The sequence below is a fragment of the Alteromonas sp. G4i35 genome (genome assembly GCF_054960375.1).
This window is the reverse complement of sequence record NZ_JBHNZD010000019.1, coordinates 55,804-79,981: the sequence shown is the minus strand read 5'-3', so window position 1 is coordinate 79,981 and position 24,178 is coordinate 55,804. Positions and strand designations below refer to the sequence as shown.

At 44.1% G+C, this 24,178-nt stretch carries 18 protein-coding genes; 12 read left to right on the top strand and 6 right to left on the bottom strand.

The genetic code is table 11. The annotated features are described in order from the left end of the window. Window positions 1-19: 19 nt before the first annotated feature. The 6 genes from mnmA to ACFI6L_RS13535 all read left to right on the top strand — a co-directional run bounded on the left by mnmA (window position 20) and on the right by ACFI6L_RS13535 (window position 6,084). Window positions 20-1,147, top strand: coding sequence for a tRNA 2-thiouridine(34) synthase MnmA (mnmA, locus tag ACFI6L_RS13560; RefSeq protein ID WP_044556785.1), 1,128 nt, complete (start codon window positions 20-22; stop codon window positions 1,145-1,147). Further along, window positions 1,147-1,773: a high frequency lysogenization protein HflD gene (hflD, locus tag ACFI6L_RS13555; RefSeq protein WP_014949326.1), complete on the top strand. Its 627-nt coding sequence runs from the start codon at window positions 1,147-1,149 to the stop codon at window positions 1,771-1,773. Before mnmA ends, hflD begins: the two co-directional genes overlap by 1 nt. 13 nt (window positions 1,774-1,786) lie before the next feature. Further along, on the top strand, window positions 1,787-3,154 hold the full coding sequence (gene purB, locus ACFI6L_RS13550; protein ID WP_462574201.1) for an adenylosuccinate lyase: 1,368 nt from the start codon (window positions 1,787-1,789) through the stop codon (window positions 3,152-3,154). Window positions 3,155-3,260: 106 nt separating this feature from the next. Continuing rightward, window positions 3,261-4,094, top strand: coding sequence for an adenylate/guanylate cyclase domain-containing protein (locus ACFI6L_RS13545; RefSeq protein ID WP_462574200.1), 834 nt, complete (start codon window positions 3,261-3,263; stop codon window positions 4,092-4,094). Between the two features lie 355 nt (window positions 4,095-4,449). Further along, window positions 4,450-5,616 (top strand): JmjC domain-containing protein, encoded by a 1,167-nt coding sequence (locus ACFI6L_RS13540; RefSeq protein WP_462574199.1) that lies wholly within the window; start codon window positions 4,450-4,452, stop codon window positions 5,614-5,616. A 9-nt stretch (window positions 5,617-5,625) separates the two neighbouring features. Next, window positions 5,626-6,084 (top strand): GNAT family N-acetyltransferase, encoded by a 459-nt coding sequence (locus tag ACFI6L_RS13535; RefSeq protein ID WP_462574197.1) that lies wholly within the window; start codon window positions 5,626-5,628, stop codon window positions 6,082-6,084. Between the two features lie 47 nt (window positions 6,085-6,131). Here the strand turns inward: ACFI6L_RS13535 and ACFI6L_RS13530 are convergent, their stop codons facing one another. After that, complete coding sequence (locus ACFI6L_RS13530; RefSeq protein WP_014949321.1) at window positions 6,132-6,548, bottom strand: DUF4826 family protein; 417 nt, start codon at window positions 6,546-6,548, stop codon at window positions 6,132-6,134. Between the two features lie 327 nt (window positions 6,549-6,875). Between ACFI6L_RS13530 and ACFI6L_RS13525 the strand changes: the two genes are divergently transcribed. The 3 genes from ACFI6L_RS13525 to ACFI6L_RS13515 all read left to right on the top strand — a co-directional run bounded on the left by ACFI6L_RS13525 (window position 6,876) and on the right by ACFI6L_RS13515 (window position 10,223). Continuing rightward, window positions 6,876-7,091 carry a PGPGW domain-containing protein gene (locus tag ACFI6L_RS13525; protein ID WP_014976394.1) on the top strand — a complete coding sequence of 72 codons (216 nt, stop codon included), beginning with the start codon at window positions 6,876-6,878 and terminating at the stop codon, window positions 7,089-7,091. A 367-nt stretch (window positions 7,092-7,458) separates the two neighbouring features. Further along, window positions 7,459-7,965 (top strand): (2Fe-2S)-binding protein, encoded by a 507-nt coding sequence (locus tag ACFI6L_RS13520; RefSeq protein ID WP_014976393.1) that lies wholly within the window; start codon window positions 7,459-7,461, stop codon window positions 7,963-7,965. Further along, window positions 7,962-10,223, top strand: a complete 2,262-nt coding sequence (locus ACFI6L_RS13515) for a molybdopterin cofactor-binding domain-containing protein (RefSeq protein ID WP_101564447.1) — start codon at window positions 7,962-7,964, stop codon at window positions 10,221-10,223. The genes ACFI6L_RS13520 and ACFI6L_RS13515 overlap by 4 nt, the downstream gene beginning before the upstream one ends. A 721-nt stretch (window positions 10,224-10,944) precedes the next feature. Here the strand turns inward: ACFI6L_RS13515 and ACFI6L_RS13510 are convergent. Continuing rightward, window positions 10,945-11,094: a hypothetical protein gene (locus tag ACFI6L_RS13510; protein WP_155279892.1), complete on the bottom strand. Its 150-nt coding sequence runs from the start codon at window positions 11,092-11,094 to the stop codon at window positions 10,945-10,947. A 327-nt stretch (window positions 11,095-11,421) separates the two neighbouring features. Then, window positions 11,422-13,794 carry a phosphoenolpyruvate synthase gene (gene ppsA / locus ACFI6L_RS13505; protein WP_462574196.1) on the bottom strand — a complete coding sequence of 791 codons (2,373 nt, stop codon included), beginning with the start codon at window positions 13,792-13,794 and terminating at the stop codon, window positions 11,422-11,424. A 272-nt stretch (window positions 13,795-14,066) separates the two neighbouring features. On the opposite strand from ppsA, the gene ppsR reads away from it, so the two are divergent. Then, window positions 14,067-14,879 (top strand): posphoenolpyruvate synthetase regulatory kinase/phosphorylase PpsR, encoded by an 813-nt coding sequence (gene ppsR, locus ACFI6L_RS13500; RefSeq protein ID WP_014949315.1) that lies wholly within the window; start codon window positions 14,067-14,069, stop codon window positions 14,877-14,879. Between the two features lie 78 nt (window positions 14,880-14,957). Here ppsR and ACFI6L_RS13495 read toward each other — a convergent pair whose 3' ends face one another. Next, window positions 14,958-15,869, bottom strand: coding sequence for a hypothetical protein (locus ACFI6L_RS13495; protein ID WP_039229490.1), 912 nt, complete (start codon window positions 15,867-15,869; stop codon window positions 14,958-14,960). Between the two features lie 237 nt (window positions 15,870-16,106). On the opposite strand from ACFI6L_RS13495, the gene ACFI6L_RS13490 reads away from it, so the two are divergent. Continuing rightward, window positions 16,107-18,140 carry a glycoside hydrolase family 97 protein gene (locus tag ACFI6L_RS13490; protein ID WP_462574195.1) on the top strand — a complete coding sequence of 678 codons (2,034 nt, stop codon included), beginning with the start codon at window positions 16,107-16,109 and terminating at the stop codon, window positions 18,138-18,140. Window positions 18,141-18,426: 286 nt separating this feature from the next. Beyond that, a complete protein-coding gene (locus tag ACFI6L_RS13485; protein ID WP_014949313.1) occupies window positions 18,427-18,891 on the top strand; it encodes a hypothetical protein in 465 nt (154 codons plus the stop codon). 204 nt (window positions 18,892-19,095) lie between these two features. On the opposite strand, the gene ACFI6L_RS13480 is transcribed toward ACFI6L_RS13485, so the two are convergent. Together ACFI6L_RS13480 and ACFI6L_RS13475 are read right to left on the bottom strand one after the other, a co-directional pair. After that, window positions 19,096-21,057: a tetratricopeptide repeat-containing sulfotransferase family protein gene (locus ACFI6L_RS13480; protein WP_342317576.1), complete on the bottom strand. Its 1,962-nt coding sequence runs from the start codon at window positions 21,055-21,057 to the stop codon at window positions 19,096-19,098. Window positions 21,058-21,225: 168 nt separating this feature from the next. Further along, window positions 21,226-23,937, bottom strand: a complete 2,712-nt coding sequence (locus tag ACFI6L_RS13475; RefSeq protein WP_462574193.1) for a TonB-dependent receptor — start codon at window positions 23,935-23,937, stop codon at window positions 21,226-21,228. Window positions 23,938-24,178 lie beyond the last annotated feature (241 nt).

The window sequence follows — 24,178 nt, the reverse complement described above, 5'->3', positions numbered from 1 at the left end:
TTTCTTTTTTATTAATCAAATGAGTGTGCAATCCATAGTGAGTGATATTGAATCTAACGCCAGCAAAAAAGTGATCGTCGGAATGTCCGGCGGTGTCGATTCGTCTGTTTCAGCCTACCTACTCCAACAACAGGGTTATCAGGTTGAAGGTCTTTTCATGAAAAACTGGGAAGAAGACGACAACGATGAATACTGTGCCGCAGCGGAAGATTTAAAAGATGCACAAGCGGTTGCTGACAAACTTGGCATTGAACTGCACACCATTAACTTTGCAGCAGAATACTGGGATAACGTGTTTGAGTATTTCTTAGAGGAATACAAAGCGGGCCGTACGCCAAACCCAGATATTATGTGCAACAAAGAAATTAAGTTTAAAGCGTTTCTTGAATTTGCAGCAGAAGACCTTGGCGCTGACTACATTGCTACTGGTCACTATGTTCGTCGCCGAGAAGTTGACGGTAAATGGCAAATGCTACGCGGTCTTGATAACAACAAAGACCAGAGCTACTTTCTTTACACATTAGGCGAAGAGCACGTTGCTAAAACGCTCTTCCCTGTGGGTGACATCGAAAAGCCATTAGTTCGCAAAATTGCCGAGGAGCAAGGTCTTATCACTCATGATAAGAAAGACTCTACCGGGATTTGCTTTATTGGTGAACGCAAATTCAAAGACTTCCTAGCACGTTATCTTCCAGCTCAGCCTGGCGTTATTGAAACAGCAGAAGGCGAAGAAATTGGCCAACACGAAGGCTTGATGTACCACACGCTAGGTCAACGTAAAGGCTTACACATTGGTGGATTAGCCAAATACGGTGACGACCCTTGGTATGTGGTAGATAAAGATGTTGCACGCAACGTACTTATTGTGGGCCAAGGTGCCGACCACCCTCGCCTATACTCGAAAGGCTTGGTAGCAAAGCAGCTACACTGGGTGGATAGAAAAACGATTACAGAGCCTGTGCGCGCGGTAGTTAAAACCCGTTATCGTCAGGCCGATATCCCATGTACAATAACGCCAACTCAAGACGACACCATTGAAGTGATGTTTGATGAGCCGCAGAAGGCGGTAACGCCGGGGCAGTCAGCGGTGTTCTATAGTGACGAAGTTTGCCTTGGCGGCGGTATTATTGAGAGTTATATTCGCTGATGTTAGATACCGACATAGAAAATAACCTAGCTCTTGCTGGTGTATGTCAAGCTGCTGCACTGGTTCAGCAGCTTGCCAGACGAGGTTCCGCCGATAACGAGGCTATAGAGGCCAGCTTATCGAGCATACTGGTTACTGACCCAGAAACACCTCAACAGGTCTTCGGCCAGCTCGCCAACTTAAAAACCGGTTACACCACACTCGCAGCACAGCTATCTGACAAACAAGCAACAAAAGATACGGAATTAACCCGCTATATAGCTAGTATTCTAGGCCTTGAAAGAAAGCTAGCGAGAAAGCCTAAAGCAATGCAGGAACTGGGCGAACGTATTTCCCATGTTCAGCGCCAGCTTGCTCACATCGATTTCCAAAACCCACAAATAGTCTCCTCTTTAGCGAGCATTTACAGCGATATCATCAGTCCGCTAGCACCGCGTATTCAGGTAGCTGGTAACCCAGATTATTTAAGCCAACCTGCTACTCAGCATAAAGTGCGTGCGCTTTTGCTTGCAGGTGTTAGGGCTGCAGTAATGTGGCGTCAGATGGGTGGAAAACGAAGAAACATTTTATTTAAACGCAAACACATTCTTAACAGTGCTGTTAAAGCACTACGATTAATAAACTAGTGAGGAGCTTAAGGTGGAACTGAGTCAGTTAACTGCAATTTCCCCTGTCGATGGTCGATATGCTGGCAAAAGCGTAGAATTACGCAGTATTTTCAGTGAGTACGGCTTATTAAAATACCGTGTAGAAGTAGAAGTACGTTGGTTACAAATGCTGTCTACTAACCCACAAATTGAAGAAGTTCCTGCTTTTACAGACACGTCAAATGCACTACTAGACAAAATAGTAGCTGAATTTAGTGTTGAAGATGCCATGCGCATCAAAGAAATCGAGCGCACAACAAACCACGATGTGAAAGCGGTTGAATACTTTCTTAAAGAGAAGGTTGCCGACAATAGTGAGCTTTCAGCGGTAAATGAGTTTATCCACTTTGCGTGTACGTCTGAAGACATCAACAACCTTTCACACGGCTTAATGCTTCGCGAAGCCCGCGAGACCGTTATTCTCCCTTATTGTGACAAATTAATTGAAGCGCTAGTAGAGCTTGCTAAGCGCTACCAGAACGTACCTATGATGGCACGTACTCACGGTCAGCCTGCTTCACCTACCACCATGGGTAAAGAAATGGCAAACGTGGCTATTCGCCTAAAGCGTCAGCGTAGCCAAATCGCAGGTGTTGAGTTACTTGGCAAGATTAACGGTGCTGTGGGCAACTACAACGCACACTTGTCAGCGTATAAAGGTGTAGATTGGCACGAAGTTTCAGAGAAGTTTGTAACCTCACTAGGTCTAACCTGGAACCCGTTCACTACGCAAATAGAGCCGCATGACTATATTGCAGAAATGTTTGATGCCATTGCGCGCTTTAACACCATTCTTATCGATTTCGATCGTGACGTTTGGGGTTACATTGCACTGGGTCACTTCAAGCAAAAAACGGTAGCTGGCGAAATCGGCTCTTCTACCATGCCACACAAAGTTAACCCTATCGATTTCGAAAATTCAGAAGGTAACTTAGGTCTGGCGAACGCTATTTTTGACCATTTAGCAGCTAAGCTTCCTATCTCTCGCTGGCAACGTGACCTTACCGACTCAACCGTATTACGTAACCTCGGCGTAGGTGTAGGTTATGCGGTTATTGCGTATCAGGCTACTTTGAAAGGTATTAGCAAGTTAGAAGTTAATGAGCAAAGCTTACTTAACGAGCTAAACAATAATTGGGAACTGCTTGCAGAGCCTATTCAAACTGTTATGCGTCGTTACGGTATTGAAAAGCCATACGAGAAGCTAAAAGAGCTGACCCGTGGTAAGAAAGTAAACGCTGAGGTCATTGCTGAGTTTATTGATAACCTAGATATGCCAGAAGCGGCCAAAGCAGAGCTTAAGGCATTAACGCCTGCTACATACATTGGTGATGCAATCAGGCTTGTAGATCAGTTATAAGCCCTTACGCTTTCTACTACACTGAAAAACGCGGTCATTAGTGCCGCGTTTTTTTATTCCTAAATTTCTCTACATTGAATTTTCACCTACGCGTGGGAGCAAGCAAATGGATTTACGCAACACGAACCACACTCCTTTCTCATTGCAGGAAAAACACTGTGTTGTACTTTCCCCCACGGTTTCGAAGGTGTTAAGTACAACGCTGGAAACCAAAAGTAGTGCCGCGAATTTAAAAAGCTGTATAAAAAATGCCGTCGTCATTTTTTGTGACCTATCAGGCTTCCAACAACTCTCAGTTGAATATGGCGACATTACATGCGCCAGACTTGTAGATAGCCTGTTTTCTGAATTCGATGTGCTTGCCGCTGATTTACACCTTTCGCCATTAAAAACAAACGGTGATCAATATATTGCGGTTGGTTTTAGCGGCGAACACAGTAGTACAACACACTCGCTTTTGAACGCTCTGGTGAACGCCATCGAATTCGCATTTCGCGCTCGCGAGCTTGTAAATAGCAACGACCTTTTAGCTTCATCTTCAAGCCAACTGCGAGTTGGCATTGCGACAGGCTCTTTACTTGCCGGCCAATCTTCTCGCCCGCTTGCAGGCTTTGATATTTGGGGGACTACGGTAAATAGGGCTGCAATGTTAGAGCAATACACAGCACCTAATACAATTGCTATTTGTGAGAAGTCTTACAGCCTGGTTAAACGACAGATTATTCATCGCTCTAGCGCGAGTGCGAATAACCCTTGTTCCTTTAATACGTACTTCACTTGTGGTTCAAATATAAACGCTAACACTGAGCTTTCAACGCGTGAACACGACAAGCGGAAACTCAGTGAGTCAAAAATGTGTGGCGAAAATCGCAAAGAAACCACATTCCTACCAAAACAGCTGCACACGAAAACAATGCTAATGAGCGCATACGTTTGCTAACTCCTGTCTAGCGCATCTGATAACCACCCATGTCATGTAAACATTGAGCTAAAAAGCACGTGATTTCTAAGTTAGATGAATTACACCTGCAGTAACTCGCCGCGAGTACGAACATGTTAAGTTTCGCTGAGTGGGTAATTATCTATGCGAACCGTTATGAATTCGGCTCTCCCTACTGAATCAGGTGAAGCAAATGCAAGGTAGCAATAAACGTTTCAATAATCGATAATGCCGCCCATAAGCTTCAACCTCGCTTTTGACAAAGTGCTAACGCTTACCGAATATTTGTAACGCCACGCACAATACTTAAATCAACAGATTAAACCCATTTAATTGGCTTACTATAAGAGACACTATGCCCACTAACGACAATTCGTACATTATTGATGCACAATCTGGAAACGGCTTTAATGCAGAAACCTTTCTAAAAAACTACTGGCAGCAAAAGCCGGTAGTCATCAAACACTTCTTTGACAACTTTGTAGATCCTATCGATGAGAACGATCTTGCCGGTCTAGCACAAGAGTCGGAAGTGGATGCACGTATTATCAGCAACGTGAAAGGCACCTGGCATGTTGAACAAGGGCCAATTACCAATTTTGACAAAGCATGTCAGGGCAAATGGACATTACTAGTTCAAGGCGTAGATAAATATGTGCCCGACGTAACCCCTCTACTAGATCCCTTTTCTTTTATCCCTAATTGGCGATTGGACGACCTGATGGTGAGCTTCGCCACCAATGGTGCAGGCGTTGGTGCTCACATCGACCAATATGATGTATTTTTAGTTCAAGGTAAGGGCCGAAGACGCTGGCGTGTGGGCAAGCCGGCGGACTATAAAGAAGTTTTTCCACATCCAAAGTTAAGACAAATTGAAGGCTTCGACCCTGTTATAGATGTTGTGGTTGAGCCTGGCGATGTGGTGTACGTACCACCGGGCTGGCCTCATGATGGAGCGACAATTGAAGATAGCCTCACCTACTCTGTGGGTTATCGTGCTCCGGACAATCTGCAACTAGCGGAAAGCCTGGCGATGATGTTGGATAAAGGCGCACATAATTATCGCTTTACCGATGCAAGCCGCTCTATGCAAAGTAATCGTGCTTGGGTAAATCCAAGCGATGTTGCCATTCTTAAGCAGCAGCTCATAGATGCGATAAACGGTGAAGACTTTACTTTGGCACTTCTAGAAGCCATGAGTGAACAAGGCATTCCTGAATATCCGCTAGAAGACGAAGTATCGCTAGAGCAAATTTCAAATGAGTTTGCCGCAGGCATTAGCTTTGTTCCTGCACCGGGTGTGCGTGCATTACTATGTGACGGTAAGCGTGGTCTTCCTCGCGCGCTCTTTGTAAATGGCAGTCAGTTCGAATTTGGTAAAAGTGACCAAGAATGGTTTGAAGTGCTGGCATCAGGAGGCGTTTTGAACGCAACGTGTTGCCAAGACGCGCCTTCTTTTACATTTTTAGAAACCTTAACTACACTTATCAATAATGGTTACTGGGAATGGTTCGAAGGTTAACAGGTAAGTATGGCGTTTACGATACAAAACGTCGATTGGGAAAAGGATAAACATCGACTGAAAGCACTAAGGGAACATGTATTTGTTTTAGAGTGGCGCGTCCCCGAGGCAAGCGAGTTCGACGAACACGACAGCTCAGCGTGCCATGTGCTTATCGTCAATGATGAAAACGAACCCATTGCCACTGGGCGCTTAACCAAACGAGGCGAACTAGGCCGAATTGCTGTTAAGCGCTGCCACAGAACATTGCCTGTTTATCGCGCTTTGTTTGAAGCGCTGATTAACACGGCAAAGCAAAACAACGTCCCCATTATCAAAGTAGTCTGCAATTTAGAAAGCGTGTCCTATCACCAATCCATTGGTTTTATTCCCGACGGGCAAGTATTTATGGACGCAGGCGTTCCAAGACAGCGCCTAAAATGTCCGGCAGAGCGATTTCCTCTTCCGGACGTGACTCAAATTCATTAAGCTATGTATCTACAAAACGTCTCACTAATACAGACTATTGCCTGGAATTAGTTCCAAAGATCTGGCGCGTTCTGCATGGCAAACAAGCTTTCAGCACGATTAATTAGTAAAGCACCAAACGCCTTTTGAGTATCGTCTGCGCCCTCTGCATTAATGAGGTTTTCTGCTTTCAACTGCCAATGCATAGCAAAGTGACGCAGTACGTCCTTGGCGTCTTTGGCGTTATCGACAGATGTGTAATCAGAAGGTAAATCACCACTAATAACCCAATAGCGTTTACTGTCCATTGCTCTAATTTTCCAAACTGCAAGGTACGGCATTAAATAACGACTTTCTTCGGTAATAACAGAATCAAACAACACGCCATTTTCCGCTAAAAATTTGTTTGCCTTTTGAAACTGTTCTCGTACCCACGTTGCGCGTTCTTCATCACTGATTGGTTGGTTTTCTGGTTGTTCTGCCATTTTTACTCTCGTTATTATCGTTATCTGTTCTTACTAGTACTGCTACTTGATACCCATGTCTCAGTTACCTTCTAGGCAGTTTTGCCACTATTTCGTAGCTTACGCCTTTTTTATCTTTGTACTTTATTTCATCCCTGCTTTCCACCGCAATTAGGGCATTGTGCCCACCGAAGGTGTTAACCGCTTACTTATTCGACAATCTTTAAGAATACCCAACACCCAGTTATTCAAAGATCGAGCACAAACATTTACATTTTTCATATTGGCAAATGTGCTTCTTTGAGCGAAACTGTGAGATGAAAACTTCACCAAGCCGAGTGTTTATACATGCGAATAGTAAGACTTACCCTTGGAGCAATCTTGTTTATCGGCGGTATTGTTCTAACATTACTTCCGGGCTCTATCTTGTTAGTGGTAGGCGGTTTAGTGCTCTTAAGTTACGACTGGCCAAAAGCGCGAAGCTGGCTCAAATACAGCCAAAAAACAATGACGAGTGGTGCACGTAGAATTGATCGTTTTCTTCTTATGCGAAAGCTGCGTTAATTGTTTTTGTTCTAACAGGTGTGCTTTTAGAAAGTTGAGCACGCCATAGCGCATAGTGCGTTTCGCCCCCCTCTTCATCTCTCACCACTTTGTCGCAAAGTGTTAGCATTTAAACTTATGTAAATGCGTAATGATGCAATGCGTGTTAACGTAATCTAAAGTATAAATTGCGAAGCCTTTAACAATAATAATAGTGGCAATTATCTGAGCATGCTCAGCATCTTAGATAGTTCGTATCATCAGGCAATGTAACCGTATCGATATGATTTTGTGTAATGCGTTGACCCCGCATTGCGCTGCTTGGGTAGGCCAGGTTTAAACAATCTGGTCCAAGTCATATCTTTCGCTTACCTATGGAGACAAGACCATGATCACGTTTACCGTTAATGGTAACAAACACGAATTTTCTGGTGACCCATCAACACCAGTGTTGTGGTACCTTCGTGACGAATTAAATCTTACAGGACCTAAGTTTGGCTGTGGTATGGCGCAATGTGGCGCTTGTACTGTTCACATTGATGGCATGGCACAACGCTCTTGCGTATTGCCTGTGTCAGCCGTTCAAGGCAGAAAAATTACCACTATTGAAGGGCTAAGCGAAAATGGCGATCACCCTGTCCAAAAAGCGTGGGTAGAACACAAAGTACCACAATGTGGTTTCTGCCAATGTGGGCAAATCATGCAAGCTGCCAGTCTATTATCAACCAACCCAACGCCAAGTGACGAAGAAATTGTTCAGAATATGTCGGGCAACATCTGTCGTTGCGGCACGTACCCTCGCATTCACAAGGCCATTAAGTCTGCGTCGAAATCAATAAGCAGCAACGCTGGCGTGAGCTACTTTGACCCAACCCAAGCGGGAGAAGAAGCATGAGTGAGAATACCTATTTTGATATGAATCGCCGCAGTTTCTTAAAATCGACAGCAGCGGCAGGCGCACTGGTACTTGGTACCTATTTTATGGGCGGTGCACCTCGCGCCATGGCTGGCGTATTAGCAAAGCCGGCGGAAAACGCAAAACGCGCAAACTTGTTCATTGCACTTCGCCCTGACGGCATGGTTGAAGTAACGTGTCACCGCAGCGAAATGGGTCAACAGATCCGAACCGCCATTGCGCAAATTGTAGCTGACGAGATGGAAGCTGCGTGGGACAAAGTCATTGTTATTCAAGGCAAAGGCGACCCCAAATACGGTGACCAAAACACCGATGGCTCGCGTAGTATCCGCTTCAATATGCAGCGTCTTCGAGAAATGGGCGCAAGCGTGCGTTATATGATGCAACATGCAGCAGCTAAGCGTTGGGGTGTTGAGCCAAGTACCTGTGTTGCCGAGCAGCATGTGGTAACACACACTTCAGGTAAAACGCTTGCTTATAAAGACTTAATAGACGATGCATTAACCATTACGCCGCCAGAAGCAGATAAGCTTAAGCTTAAAGAAAGGAAAGAATGGCGTTACATCAATACCGGTATGGCGCATATCGACCTTCAAGATATCGTTACCGGTAAAGCAACCTTCGCCGCCGACGTGCGCGAGCCAAAAGCACTTGTTGCTATAATCGAACGCCCACCTGTAGTGGGCGGTAAGGTGAAAAGCTTCAATGCAGATAAAGCAAAAGCGGTTAATGGCGTTGTTGATGTAATTGAAATTCCAGCACCCAAAGGTGCGCCTCAGTTCCAGCCAAAAGGTGGGCTAGCCATTATAGCTAACAACACATGGGCAGCATGGCAAGGCCGCAAAGCGTTAGACGTCACTTGGGACGATGGCGCAAATGGCGACTATAACTCAGCGAACTTTAAAGAGCAGTTGCTTAACACAGTAAATGCACCTCAAGCGCTTGTTAGAGAAAAAGGCGATGCGTTGAGCGTTTTAGAAAAAGCCAGCGACAAACTGGTTGCTGACTATTACGTGCCGCATTTAGCACAAGCCCCAATGGAGCCACCATGTGCTACTGCCATGTACTATAAAGATCGCGTTGACGTATGGGCAGCAACACAAAATCCGCAGGCTGATATGGAAACCGTGGGCGCTATGGTTGGCATGGACAAAGAAAAAATCAATGTTCACGTTACCATGCTAGGTGGTGCTTTCGGGCGTAAGTCTAAGCCTGACTTTTCAGCGGAAGCAGCATTCCTATCAATGAAAACGGGCAAGCCAATTCGCGTTCAATGGACACGTGAAGATGATATTCAGCACGGTTTCTATCACGCGGTTTCTGCTCAACATGTTGAAGCTGCACTTGATGAAAACGGTAAAATTGACGCTTATCTTCACAGAACCGCGTTTTCACCTATTGCCTCTACGTTCCAAGAGGGCGCGAACGCACCCTTTAGCTTTGAGTTAGATTTGGGCTTTACGGATAACCCTATTCTTACGCCCAACATGAAGTTAGAGCGCGGTGAAGCACCAGCCAAAGCCCGTATTGGATGGATGCGTTCAGTATCGAACATCTTCCACGCGTTTGCTGTACAGTCGTTTATTAATGAAGCAGCCCACAAAGCAGGCAAAGACGCTAAAGATTACCTATTGGAAGTAATTGGTCCTGATAGAATTATTGATGTGACGGATCAAAAAGCTGAATATCAAAACTATTGGGGTGATAAGTCGGTTTATCCTTTGGATACAGGTCGTCTTCGCAATGTAATTGAGAAAGTATCTGACATGGCAGGCTGGGGCCGCAAAATGCCTAAAGGCCGCGGACTGGGTATTGCTGCGCACCGTAGCTTCTTAACTTACGTTGCTACAGTGGTTGAAGTTGAAGTGTCTGACGCTGGCGATCTTAGCGTGATTAAATCATGGGTAGCTATTGATGCAGGTACTGTAGTTAACACCGACACGGTTAAAAACCAAACCCAAGGCGGCTCGGTTTACGGTATCACAACAGCTATCAGTGACGGTATAACGTTTGATAAAGGGCGTGTACAGCAGAGTAACTTCCACAACTACCGTGTACCGCGCATGAGCGATTCACCACTAGAGGTAGAAGTTGAAGTAATTGAAAGCGATGCGCCGCCAGCAGGTGTAGGTGAACCTGCAACCCCCGTGTATGCGCCAGCGCTGTGCAATGCCATTTTTGCTGCATGCGGTAAGCGTATTCGCCAGCTACCTATTGGTAACCAGCTTAAAGCGTAAGCATTCTATAGATTCGGCTTAATCGCTGGTTTGATGAATAAATACTAACGCTATTTAAGACAGGCAATCATATCAAAAAGGGTTAACACACAGTGTTAACCCTTTTTTTATGGATGTATGCTGTATTCGGGTGTGTCTCAATAGTAGCGAAAAAGCGAATTGCTTTATGAATAATAGAAAAGACTATATAAGTTATAGATACTTAGGCAAAAACACGCTATCGAGATAACAACGCAAGCAACAAAAAGGTGAATAAATACACCATAACTTGCATAGGCGAAAACTGCACATATCAGACCAATAGTGAATTCAACCAGCGCAGCTTCACAGAACGTTCTGATGTTACTGATCACAGGTTGTGCAAAAAACTTAAATTTATAAGCCATCGTAGTTTCCCTCCCTGCCTCATGCATACTGCTAGCCAAACGTTATTTACAATAGCACACTAATCCAACCGGACATAATTTAACCAAGTAATATAAGAGGGTCTTGAGTTTTGTTGCACATCAAAAAGGCGAAAAAACCTAGTCATTAGCATATTCGCCATTTCCAACTAACTAAGCCATTGCTTAAGAGCAGCAAACAACCATTAGAGTCAAAAAAGGAGGCCAACATGACCTCCTTTTATTCAAACTGTAAATCAACCTGTAACCTTACAATTAAAAAGAAAACACTTTCAGTGTTTGACGGTTAATTCCCGCCTTATTCCAATAGGTTATTCTTACTCGTAGTTGCGTTCCATCCACATTAACTGCATTTTAAGCTCGTTAATTTCTTTTTGCGCTTCCGCCAACTGCTCTACCACAGAGCGTGATTGCATAACGTTTTCTTCGGAAGTATTTACTGAAACTGCGCTGTCATTATGTGCCATGAGAATTCAACCAAGTTAATTATTAATCAAAGATTCAAAGTGAAAGTCACTTTGTAATATTACATCTTTAATTACACAAAGTCATGTTTTCAACACGCAAAAATGCATAGTTTTGCTAAATAACCACAGTTTTTTTAAGGAATGAAACACGAGCAAAGATTTGCTTCTAGATGAGTGGCCATCACTTTAAGTTGCCTAACAAAAAAAAGAGACCTTATGGTCTCTTTTTCAATAATATCAAAGCGATAACGTCGTGAAATAACACGACGTTAGATGGAAAACTAGATAATTCTGACCCTATCTCGCCTTCACATCCGAGCTACGTAATTAGCCGTGCTTTTCAGCCAGGTAAAGCCAGGTTTCAACCACGGTATCAGGGTTAAGTGATACCGAATCAATCCCTTCTTGTACCAGCCACGCGGCGAAGTCTTCGTGATCTGATGGACCTTGGCCACAAATGCCTACGTATTTTCCACGCTTCTTCGCTGCCTGAATTGCCATTGACAACAATGCCTTCACCGCTTCATCACGTTCATCAAACAAGTGCGCGATAAGACCGCTGTCGCGATCTAGACCTAGGGTTAACTGCGTTAAGTCGTTAGACCCAATAGAGAAACCGTCGAAAATGTCTAGGAACTTATCAGCAAGCAAAGCGTTTGATGGCAGTTCACACATCATGATAACGCGAAGGCCATTTTCACCTTTCTTAAGTCCCTGCTCTTCAAGAAGCTCGATAACTTGACGACCTTCTTCTAATGTACGAACAAACGGGATCATGATCTCAACATTGGTCAAGCCCATTTTATTGCGAACGCGCTTAATGGCTTCACATTCAAGGGCAAAACAATCGCGGAAATCTTCAGAGATGTAGCGGCTTGCACCACGGAAACCCAACATTGGGTTTTCTTCGTCTGGCTCGTATTGATAACCGCCCACTAAGTTGAAGTATTCGTTCGATTTGAAATCTGACATACGAACAATAACTTTCTCTGGCGAGAATGCTGCGCCAATGGTTGAAATACCTTCCACCAATTTCTCGATGTAGTATTCCGTAGGCGACTCGTAGCCTGCAATCATATCGCTAATTTCTTCTTTCAACTCTTCAGGCTGGCAGTCGAAATTAAGTAGTGCTTTAGGGTGCACACCAATCATGCGGTTGATAATAAACTCAAGACGCGCAAGACCAACACCTGCGTTTGGCAAGCGAGCAAAATCAAATGCGCGGTCAGGGTTACCCACGTTCATCATCACTTTTAGCGGTAGGTCAGGCATTGCGTCAATGCGTGAGGTCACTACGTCGAACTCTAGTTCGTCACCGTAGATAAAACCAGTGTCACCTTCAGCACAAGATACAGTAATTTTGTCGCCGTTCTTGATACTGTCAGTCGCGTTACCACAACCCACAACCGCTGGAATACCTAACTCACGCGCGATGATTGCCGCGTGACAAGTACGGCCACCACGGTTGGTAACAATAGCAGAAGCCTTCTTCATGATAGGTTCCCAGTCAGGGTCTGTCATGTCAGTTACCAGAACATCACCCGCCTGGATTTTGTCCATCTCTTCAATTGAATCAAGCACTTTCGCTACACCAGCACCGATTTTGTGACCAATTGCACGGCCTTCACAAACAATGTTGCTTTGACCTTTCAACTGGAATCGTTCGATGCTCTGTGAGTCTTCACGGCTACGTACTGTTTCAGGGCGAGCCTGAACAATGTAAAGTTTGCCGTCTGCGCCATCTTTTGCCCATTCGATGTCCATAGGACGCTTGTAGTGGTTTTCAATGATCTGCGCCTGTTTAGCAAGCTCCATTACTTCGTCATCAGTCAACGAGAAGGTTTTGCTGTCAGCTGCATCAATATCGACAATAGACACTTGCTTACCGTGTGCTTCATCATCTGAGTACACCATTTTAGTAAGCTTACTACCAAGGTTACGACGAACGATAGCAGGCAGGCCTTTATCAAGTGTTGGTTTGTGAACATAGAATTCATCAGGGTTAACCGCACCCTGCACCACCATTTCACCTAAACCAAATGAGCTGGTAATAAATACAACGTCTTCAAAGCCAGACTCTGTATCGATAGTAAACATAACGCCTGATGATGCGATATCACTACGCACCATGCGTTGTATGCCTGCAGATAGCGCCACGCCTTTGTGGTCGTATCCTTGGTGAACGCGATATGAAATAGCGCGGTCGTTAAATAGCGATGCGAACACGTGCTTAATTGCCACAAGCACGGCTTCATAGCCTTTAACGTTTAGGAAAGTCTCTTGTTGACCTGCGAAAGACGCATCAGGCATATCTTCAGCCGTGGCTGATGAACGCACTGCAAATGACGCTTCTTCACCTGCATCACCCTGTAATGTGACAAACGCAGTTTTGATTTCTTCTTCTAGCTTTCCTTGGAAAGGTGTGTCGATGATCCACTGGCGGATATTCTTACCCGCTTCGGTCAGTGCGTTTACGTCATCTACGTCTAACGAGTCTAAGACTTCGTGAATGCGCGCTTCTAGGCCACTTTGCTCTAGAAACTCATTAAATGCCTCGGCGGTGGTAGCAAAACCTCCCGGCACCTGCACACCGGCGTTCGCCAGGTTTGAAATCATCTCGCCTAATGATGCATTTTTGCCGCCTACGCGACCCACATCATGCATGCCCAGTTCTTGATACCAAAGTACGTATTCTTGCACAGCCCAAGCCTCCAGCTTTTTTATGTGTAGGGTATGAGGTTAATTTCAGGTTTGTGCTTTTTGTCACCTGAAACTCATCAAATTGTAGTCGATATGTGGTGAAAACCACTGTTAACGCTGTCCATTACGTTTGACAGCAAACCTATTGATATTTGCCATCATTCACAAGAACCGTGTAGCTTTTCGACGAAATCATCTTAGAATGGGGAAATTCAGAATGTAAACCCTTTATTACTTTTGTAATAAAATTACACCAATGTTAAGGATATGTTGTGCGCACAGCTTTTTATATTTCAGATGGTACAGCCATCACTGCAGAGGTCTTCGGCCACGCCCTGCTTTCCCTGTTTCCCGTTTCTTTCAATCACAACACCATTCCATTCGTTGAAACTGAGGAACAAGCTCACAAAGTTTTACAGCAAATTTCTGAAAGTTTTCAAGACACCGGAGAAAGGCCGCTCGTTTTTTATACAATTGTGAATGTAGATATTCGCAAAATAATCTCGAAATCTGTGGGCATTAACTATAATTTTCTCGATCAATTCGTAGCGCCACTGGAAAAAGTATTGGGTGTTCCTTCAAAACCAGAAAAACATCGTACACACAGTATCCACGAAACCACCTACGATATTAGAATTGAGGCCGTAAACTACGCACTGGCTAATGACGATGGCTCTAATCTAAAAGATTACGATGAAGCAGACATCATTCTTACTGGTGTTTCACGCTCGGGTAAAACGCCAACAAGTCTTTACTTAGCCCTTCAATACGGAATAAAAGCAGCGAACTACCCTTTTACAGAAGAAGACATGGGAGACATGCTGAAACTGCCTCCTGCCCTAAGACGATTTAAAAACAAACTCTTCGGACTAACAATTGAAGCCGATAGACTACATCAGATACGTTCAGAGCGACGCGCAAACAGTAAATACGCATCGCTACCACAATGTAGGATGGAGCTTCGTGAAGTTGAGAACCTGTATAGAAAGGAAAAAATTCCGTTTTTGAACAGCACTAAATATTCTATTGAAGAAATTTCGGCAAAGATTTTAGCCGAGACTGGACTGAAGCGCCGTAAGTATTAGTGAATCTAACAATTGGAAAACAAAAAAGCGTGCCGCAATGTGCTTTTTGCCTGTAGCTAATCGAAATGAACCTAACGATTAATGCGGTGCGTTATCTTTTACCAATTTTCGGTAGCGCGATAGCTGTAAAGATGGAAGCCCCTCAACAGATATTTGCTTGAGCCAACGTCTCGCTTTTTCAGGGTCGTTGCCAAGCGTAGCGTTTTCCGCTATCCGTAACTTAATACTGTTAATTTGAGCGATATCCTTCGCTTGCTCCGCACATGCTAAACCATTCAGGAAAGCCTGCTCTGCCTCCTGATAATTCCTATTGTTGCGAAGCGCTACAGCATAATTGCTGTAGGCGATAGCTTGCTGTTGATAATCGGGTAGCTTCAACGCCCAATTCAACGATTTAATTCGATATTCAATATGTTTTGCGTTATCGCCTTCTTTTAGCGCGGCGTGCCCAAGCTCAGCAAAGATCTCATGGTAAAAGACAGGCGCATTATAGTTTTCACCTTCCAGTTGCTCAGCAAAGTCCTGCGCTTCTTTCGTTTTACCAAGCACAGTCAAAAGATTTAAAATTCTTATACCTAATTGAGGGGACGGCATCTTTTCATATTGTGCTCTCAAGCCCGTCAAAGATTTAGTTAACGCTATTCTTGCTTCCTGCTCTCGGCCGCTGGCACGTAACCACTTGCCGAAAAACAGAGAAACTAGTGGCTTGTACTCTGGCATTCCTTTCAAATTTGTAGCCTCAAGCCATGGTCTTAGAAGGGCATAAAGCTCATCATAACGTTGAAAGTTAAATAAGATATCAAACCTTCTTACTTGAAGGTCCCACCATGGTGGTGTGTTCTTATCTAATAGAGATTGCTGCGCTCTGATTTTCGATAAACATTCGTCGACACTATCCTGGCAAAGAGGCTGAATATCTTTAATCGCGGCATTTGCATGAAATACAAAAAGCGCTAGGAATAATAAAATGGTGGCTAATAGAGATCTCATTATTATTATGGCAATGCGTCTATTTTGTATGAAGTATAGGTTAAAACCAGTTCTTATAATAGTTAGCGGAAGCTCCTAATTTCTCAGCGATTCAGCACAAATTGTTCACACCTTCTATAATCAAACCAATCAAAACTTAATCGATTAAGAATATTTTCGCATATATGTAAACGTTTTACCCGCAAGTGTTAACATGGCGTTAATAAATAGTGATTTATTCAATATAGAGGAAGTTTTATGGAAGGTTATTTTGATGCAAACAAGAGAATCAGGACAGGACTAGTAACTCTGGCGCTGTTCATTGCGTCCCCTTGTTTTGGAGAAGAGCATACATTTACACTCGCTTCGCCCGATAAGAATATTGCTGTTGAAATAGAAGTTAACCAAGGGGTTAGCTATCAGATTGCATTAGATGGAAAGAGTATACTGCTTCCTTCTAACATTGATTTGCAATTAGAAAGCTTACCGTCGTTGAGTGATGGCATAAGGCTAACTGACAAAAAATCACACCAAGTAAATGAAGTTTTAGAGCCTGAAGTTCGCGTAAAGTCTCAAAAAATACTCGACAGCTATAACCAACTCTCCCTTTCTTTTTCAAATAATTACACGGTAACATTTCGTGCATACAACAACGGCATCGCTTATCGATTCGAGACAGACATCAACCAAGACATTGTTGTTATTGACGAACTCGCAGAGTTTAATTTTCCAGCCCCTTCCACCACGTACTTTCCTAAAGAAGAAGGCTTTTACTCACACAATGAACGAAGCTACCTAAAGGAAAAAGTAAGCGACATCAAAGCAACTGACTTAGCAAGTACGCCAACGCTAATTGATACTGAAGCAGGTAAGCTGTTAATCACCGAAACTGCATTGGAAAATTATGCGGGCTTATGGTTAATAGGTAGTGAAAAAGGACTTAAAGGAACCTTCGCACACTATCCTACACAAAAAGCAGTCGGAGAAGCCCCTTGGCAAGATCGAAATGAACCTATAACCCATCGTGCCAAATATATAGCAAAGAGTAGCGGTAAGCGCACATATCCTTGGCGGGTGTTAGCCATCGCAAAACAAGACAAAGATTTGCTTACCAATCAATTAACGTATCAATTGGCAATACCTTCAAAACTCGCGGATACCAGCTGGATAAAACCTGGCAAAGTGGCGTGGGACTGGTTTAACGCGAATAACTTGCACGGCGTTGACTTTGAAGCAGGTCTGAACACTGCTACTTATAAACATTATATCGACTTTGCAGCTGAATATGGCCTTGAATACGTAATCCTTGATGAAGGATGGTATCCATTAGGTGATTTAATGGGAACTGTAGCAGACTTTGACGTACCAGAGCTCATTCGTTATGGGAAAGAAAAAGGTGTAGGCATTATCTTATGGGCGTCTTGGTTGACGCTTCGAGATCAATTTGATGAAGCAATGGACCGGTTTCAACAGCTAGGCGCAGTAGGTATCAAGCCCGACTTTTTTCAGAGAGACGACCAAGAGATGGTTCAGTTTTATTGGAAGATTGCTAAGGAAGCGGCCGAAAGAGAACTTTTGGTAGATTTTCATGGCTCATACAAGCCCGCAGGACTAAGACGTACCTACCCTAATGTCATTTCCAGAGAAGGCGTAAAAGGCCTTGAATGGAACAAATGGAGCTACGACAGTACACCTGAGCACAACACGACCCTACCTTTCATACGTCAAGTAGCAGGCCCTATGGATTACACACCAGGCGTGATGTCAAATGCGATAGGCCCAGCCGCTTTTGAAAATATAAATTACAGTGGTAAAGACAGTAATCATCAGGATTTTACAATTCGCTTTATGCGACCTATGAGTCAGACAACCCGCGTTCATCAAATGGCCATGTTCACTGTGTTTGAGAGCCCACTACAAATGATGGCTGATACGCCCAGTCAGTATAGAAAAAATAGCGAGTGCGCTGCATTCATAGCGAAAGTACCAACAGTGTGGGACGAAACAATTCCACTTGAAGGCAGCATAGGTGACTTCGTTATGGTTGCAAGAAAACATCAGTCTACTTGGCATGTCGGTGCTATGACTGATGAAAACGCGCGAACTCTTCCACTTGATCTATCATTTCTTGAGGAAGGAAAATGGAAGATGGTTATCTTTGAAGATGGCCCTAATGCAAAGCGTTGGGCTGAAGACTATCGGTCAAAAACGCTGGAAGTGACAAACGAGACAAAGTTGAACATTTCTCTAGCGCCTGGCGGTGGCTATACCGCTAGATTAAGTAAAATGTAGTTTATTGTGGCTGCACATCATTATGTGCGGCCTTTTTTATACCTTTCATTAACGACACTTTCCATTCTGACTTTTACCCCGTCAAAGGGGACTCTAGCCGATTTTTTCACGTCAAACTTTTACAATAGATGTACCTTTAGTGGCTAGCATCATCGCATGCTCCGTGACCTTTCGCTGATAGCAATTATCTATCACGGATAATCAGTTACATTTCATTGATTTAGCGATATTGTTAAAACACAATTGATACAGTATAACATATCCATTAATTAAAGGAGTTAGCGTCATGTTTACAGAAGAGATGGTACATACAGCCCTTCAGACTTGGTGCGACAATGTTGTTGCGGTGGGAAAAGTACACGCTGAAGGTGGCGATGTGAAAGCTTTCGCATCAAAGGTTTTATCTGAAAACTACGATTACGATAATGGCAAGGTGCTATTTAAGCCTACCTTAACGTTTGGTGCTCAAACATTTCGCCCAACAAAAGAAGGGGCGCTTTCCTACTTCGTAGGTGGCAATAGCGACTACCCCAACGACAATGGGTTCAAGCTTAAGCCTTGGGTAAAGGTTTGGTATAGCAAGGAAGATTTCATATTGAACGGCGAGTTAGCCATTGTTCAATGCAACGTACATTTTATTGGTGCAGACGACAGCCATATTTTTGTGAACAAGAGCTTTGTCTTCAAGCAATGCGACGACGGTAAAATTAGAATTATCCTTCACCAATCTTCGTTACCTTATCAGCCATAAGCGTTAGGAATGGCTCTAATGGCACAGACTTGACGCCTTTAAGTGTCAAAAAACACGAGGCACGGTAAAAGTCGTGCCTCGTTTTATTTTAAAGATGCTGTAACGCTGTAAATAAGTAACCGCCTAGTTTCAAAAGCTTGGCTTAGGATAAAGCCCAAGTTCAGTCGAGTCACGCTAGGTACGGCTATTTAACGCAAGGCGCTTCTACTGCGTCTTAAGCGCGTCCTTCAGCGATTCCAAGTTAGATTCAAATGGCTTCCACTGCCCCATCCCCGTTTTGTAAATAGGCTGACGAACCTGCTCTGAACTTGGAGTTTTGATTATCCGCTTGGTTTTATGAAACGCTAAGCATGCCTCTTCAAACTCTAAACCGCAGAACGCCAGAATACGCTTGACCTGCCCTTCTAAATCGTCGAGCACATCTTCGTGCTGCACCGTTAATATGTCGCCGGGCATCAGCGTATGCCAATGTGACATCAACTTTTCATACGCATTGTAGTATCGGCCAATATCACTTAGCGAGTAGCTAAACTCCTGCCCTTCCCCAAATAGTTGTTTGTACCCACTAAAACAGCAATCCATTGGATCCCTTCGCGCGTCAATAATTTTAGCGTTAGGCAGTATCTTTTTAATAAGCCCAATATGAATGAAATTGTTGGGCATTTTGTCAATAAATAACGGTGCGCCTTGGCGATATGCACGGGTCTGCTGAATATATTGCTCACCAAGTTTCGCCAGTGTTTCTTCACTCAATGCTGAAACATTAAACGGATATGGCGTAGATTGGTGGCTGAGCGAAGACGCTATACCCAGAATGTCATGCAGCTCCATAGTTCCGTCGACATTAGAGTGCGACGCTAGGATTTGCTCAAGCAGTGTAGAGCCAGCACGTGGAAGGCCGACAATAAAAATAGGATCTGGCGCTTGGCAACCCTGTGTTTTTTTGAAATCGTCTTGACTAAAAGCCTGTTGCTGAGCATCTAATGCTTGCTCGGTTTTCCCAATATCGAATTGAAGCGTACTGCGTTTAAGCGCATTACCTTGCTGGTAATACGCAAAGGCCTTGTCATACTGAGCGTTATCTTCAAACCCTTTTCCGAGCGCAAAACAAATATGAATTTTATCGTCTAAGTTAATTGCATCATTGCTGGCTTGCTCAGTCATTTGCTTAAGCATCTTGTCACTAAACTTATACGTCTTCGTATTCGCCAAGCTCCAATAGGCATCGCCATAGTCGCGGGCAAAACCTACCGCTTTTTCGTAAGCGTTAACCGCATCGGCAGTATCGCCTTTGGCTTTTAGTGCATGACCCAACGACACCCAAACTTTAGGTCTATCTGGCATTTGTTCTAGTACGCCATGGTAAATATCTATCGCTTCATCTAATTGCCCTACACCAACAAGCGCATGGGCAAGACTGGTTTTAATAACAAAACTGTCTGGGCTTTTTGAGAGTCTTTGTCGCGCAACGTTTACGGCCTCTGGAAACTTACCCAACTTTGAAAGCACGTTTTGATAAGCTAGCGCCGCTCGCTCGTTGTCCGGGTATAATTCCACACAACTTTCCAACAAAAATTCTGCATCACTGTACACCTTCAACTGCATACCAATCTCAGCCAACAACATCATAGCTTCAGGGTGATGCTTCTGTTTAGCCAAAAATTGGCGGCACACTTGCTCTGCCGCAGCGAACTGCTTTTCGTACATAAGGTCGTAGGCACCCAGAATTGGCGGAGGAAGAGACTGCAAATGCGCAATCTGATTTGATGCCATTTGTTCAGCGGTAGCGTCGCGATGATTTTGATAGATTAAGAGCAGCTTTTTCCAACTGCTTATAAGAGCGGGGTTAAAATGCGTTGCTTTAAAGAACGCACTTGCTGCGTTTTGCTGGTCTCCCACAGCTTCATGACAGTAAGCAAGCTCTTGGTATCCCCTGCCGTAATCTGGGCGAAGAGATAGAAGAGTGTCGATAGCCTTAAAAGCATCGCTATGTTGGTTCGAGAGCCTGTAAGTGACAGCGGCCAAATAAAGTACTTCTGCTTTTTGCTGCTCATTTAGCGACAAGGGCAATAAATCTTGAATATACGATTTCGCAGTTGATAACTGACCGCGTTGAAGCGCTTGCTTAATAGCGCGAACTTGATGTTGAAAATCTTCTGTTGTCATAGCCTTCGTTATAATTCTTGGTAGCGCAGGTGTTAATTGGCGAAAGCCAAAAGGGTATGTATTTAATACTACCGAATTTTTCTAAGATAAGTAATGAAAACGGCAGGCCTAGGCCTGCCGTTTAATACACTGCGTACAATCTACTTCTTCGTTTACGACAAACGACTATTAATAGTAATCGTAAGAGAAGCGAAGACCTATAGTACGAGGGCGATTAGTCACAACCTTAGGCGTATACTGCTGTGTATCAATGTTCAAAATTGCTGATTTGTCGAAAACGTTGTCAACGAATGCTTCAACTTTCCAGTTTTGATACGTCATCCCCACAGATACATTACCAATCACGTAACTTTCCTGAATGTAGCGGCCACCGCGAATTGTTTCACCATCTGCACCTGGGTACGTTGCACCTTTAAACTCGTCACCCTCATCTTTAATTTTCAGACCCGAGCCCGTGCCATAAATCAATCGAGTTGCATCTTCCATGGCATAGGCGTTCATCACCATGCCAGCAAGACGGTCGCCGGTGTAGGTAAGTGATGCATTAACATACCCTTCTTTACCGCCGTCTAACTCAAAGAAATAACGTGCGCTAATGTTGCCTGAGAAATCAGCAGAGTACGGAAGCTCACTGCCTACGCCAGCCGCAATACCTTCTAGTTCAGGGTTAATACTAACCAGTTCAGTATCCAGTACGCTAAATGCTGCGTTAATGACTAGGTTATCTGTTGCTAACCACGTAATGTCTGCATCAATCCCTTTAACTTCTGCATCACCAACATTATCGGTAAAGACTAAGAAACTAATATTCGCAGGATCGAAACGCGACGTTTGCAAGTCGCTGATTTCTGAATAGTAACCAGTAGCATTAACACGCAAAATTCCGTCTAAGAAGTCACCTTTCAGGCCAATTTCGTAGTTATCCAGCGTATCTGTTGTTGAGTAAACCGGAACACGGAAATCCGCAAACGCCCCAGTGTCATTTGCCGCTGCGTCACCGCCTAGTCTGTTTGTTACTGGTGGACGGAAGCCTTCTGAATAGTTCGCAAAAAGCAATACGTTTTCATTTACTTTCCAGTCGAGGCCAAATTTGAAAATGGTATCGTCAACCGTGAGTACTCCGTCACTGTCTAGTAAGCCAATTTCCAATGAACCATCTTGGATAGCATCTACAACACCTTGGCCGTCAAGACCCAAACCATCATAAACGGCGGGATCTAGCACGCCTTGACCATAGGCTTCTAATCGGCTTGTTACGTCGCGTGTTGATGTAGCGCCGCGATAAATATCGTCAATTTGATACCAGCGCGCACCAATGGTAGCAGTAAGCGTATCAGTAATTTCATAGCCTAGCTGACCAAATACTGCGATTTGCTCGATAGTATGCGTAACGTCGTTTACAAAGCTAATTTCAGGAGAGAAAGGGCCACCATCGCTGTTAATTCCACGGTCACCCGCCAGCGCATTCCATGAACTTGCAAGGTTCTCAAAAATTTCAGGGCTTGCGATTTTAAACTGGCCTACTGAGCCTACTTCCTGTTCGTCATAAAACACACCCGCCGTCAGCTGCCATGGTGTATCCATCGTTGTGCTGAAACGTAGTTCGTGGGTTAAGCGAGTGCTAGTAGTGTCTTCTTTGTAGTATTTACTTGGATCGAGGCAGCGCGCGTCATCTGGATTATCTGGCGTTTCATAGTGCGTACACACATAGTACGCGGAAAATAAGCCGCCGTTGGTGTAGCCGGTGTAATCGGTAAGCGTGTCTATTTCACGATCAAGGTAACCACCGGTATACACCACATCTAGTTTTTCCAAACGACCATTTAGGGTCCATGTGGTTAAGCCAAATTCGTCGGAGTTTTCATCGCTTTGAAAGCGAATTGCCGAGCTTTCGCCTTCCACTGTGGGGTCGTAGGCAAACACACCTTCAGTATCAAGTGTTTGTTGAGTGTGTTGAACCAGAACATCCCAATCTTCGTTGATAATGTAAGACAACCCGAATCGCGCCCCTGAGTAGACCGCGTCATTAAAGTTATCTTCAACATGTTCGCTGTTTCTTGGCGACACAACGGCGGCTTCACTGCGGGTAAAACCATTGATTTCACGACGTGCATCCATCGCAGCCGGATCGATGCCCTGTTTCTGCAATGCATTTCCAGAAATACGATCAATAACTACTGCACTTCCAATGTAACCACCATTTCCTGGCTCATTTTCAATGCTGTCAATCCAACCGCCCTGACTTTCATTGTAGGCAGCCACACGCAGCGCAAGGTTGTCAGTTGGAGTAACGTTGAAATATGCCTCCACCGTGTTACTCATATCTCCGCCTTTTGTGGTAGAGATACTGGTATCGAAGCCTGCAGCAAATCCAGAGTGATCTGGCTTGTTTGTGATTAGGCGGACTGTACCTGCCTGAGAACTCGCACCAAATAACGTACCTTGCGGCCCAGGTAGAACCTCTACACGCTCAACGTCAGTAGCAAAAATATCTAAGTTTCGGCCAGCCATAGAAACAGGCATTTCATCAAGATAGAAAGCCACTGAGGGCTGAAGTGCTTGAACAGATGACAGGGTAATGCTTGATTGCGTGGTCGCCGCACCACGAATGTATATTTCGTTTTGCCCTGGACCTGTACCTTGGAATACCACATTCGGTAAAAACTCTACGTAGTCTTGGAAGTTATCAATACCGAGGTTTTCTAATGCTTTTCCATCTAACGCAGAGACTGCGACAGGGACATCTTGGATTGATTCACTTCTTTTCGTGGCGGTAACTTCTATGGTTTCAAGTTTAGCGGGCGCTTTAGATTCTTGCGCAGCCAGAGAGGTGGATGCCAGTGCAGCGATGATTGCACAGCTAAGCTGAGTTTTTCGCATTTGTGTGTGTTTCCTTCAATTGTTTTTTTATTCTTCGGACAGTGTTTACTTAAAACACATATCAAAAAGATCATATATTACGATACACAATCTATTAATTATTTCTACTCTAACGATTAATAATTAACCTAAAACACCTAAAACCTAGCAGAAAGTCTAATTTTTATTGTAAAAACAACTGCAAAAAAATACTGCACTTTGACTCATTGACCAAATACATACAAATCAAATAATTTCATCT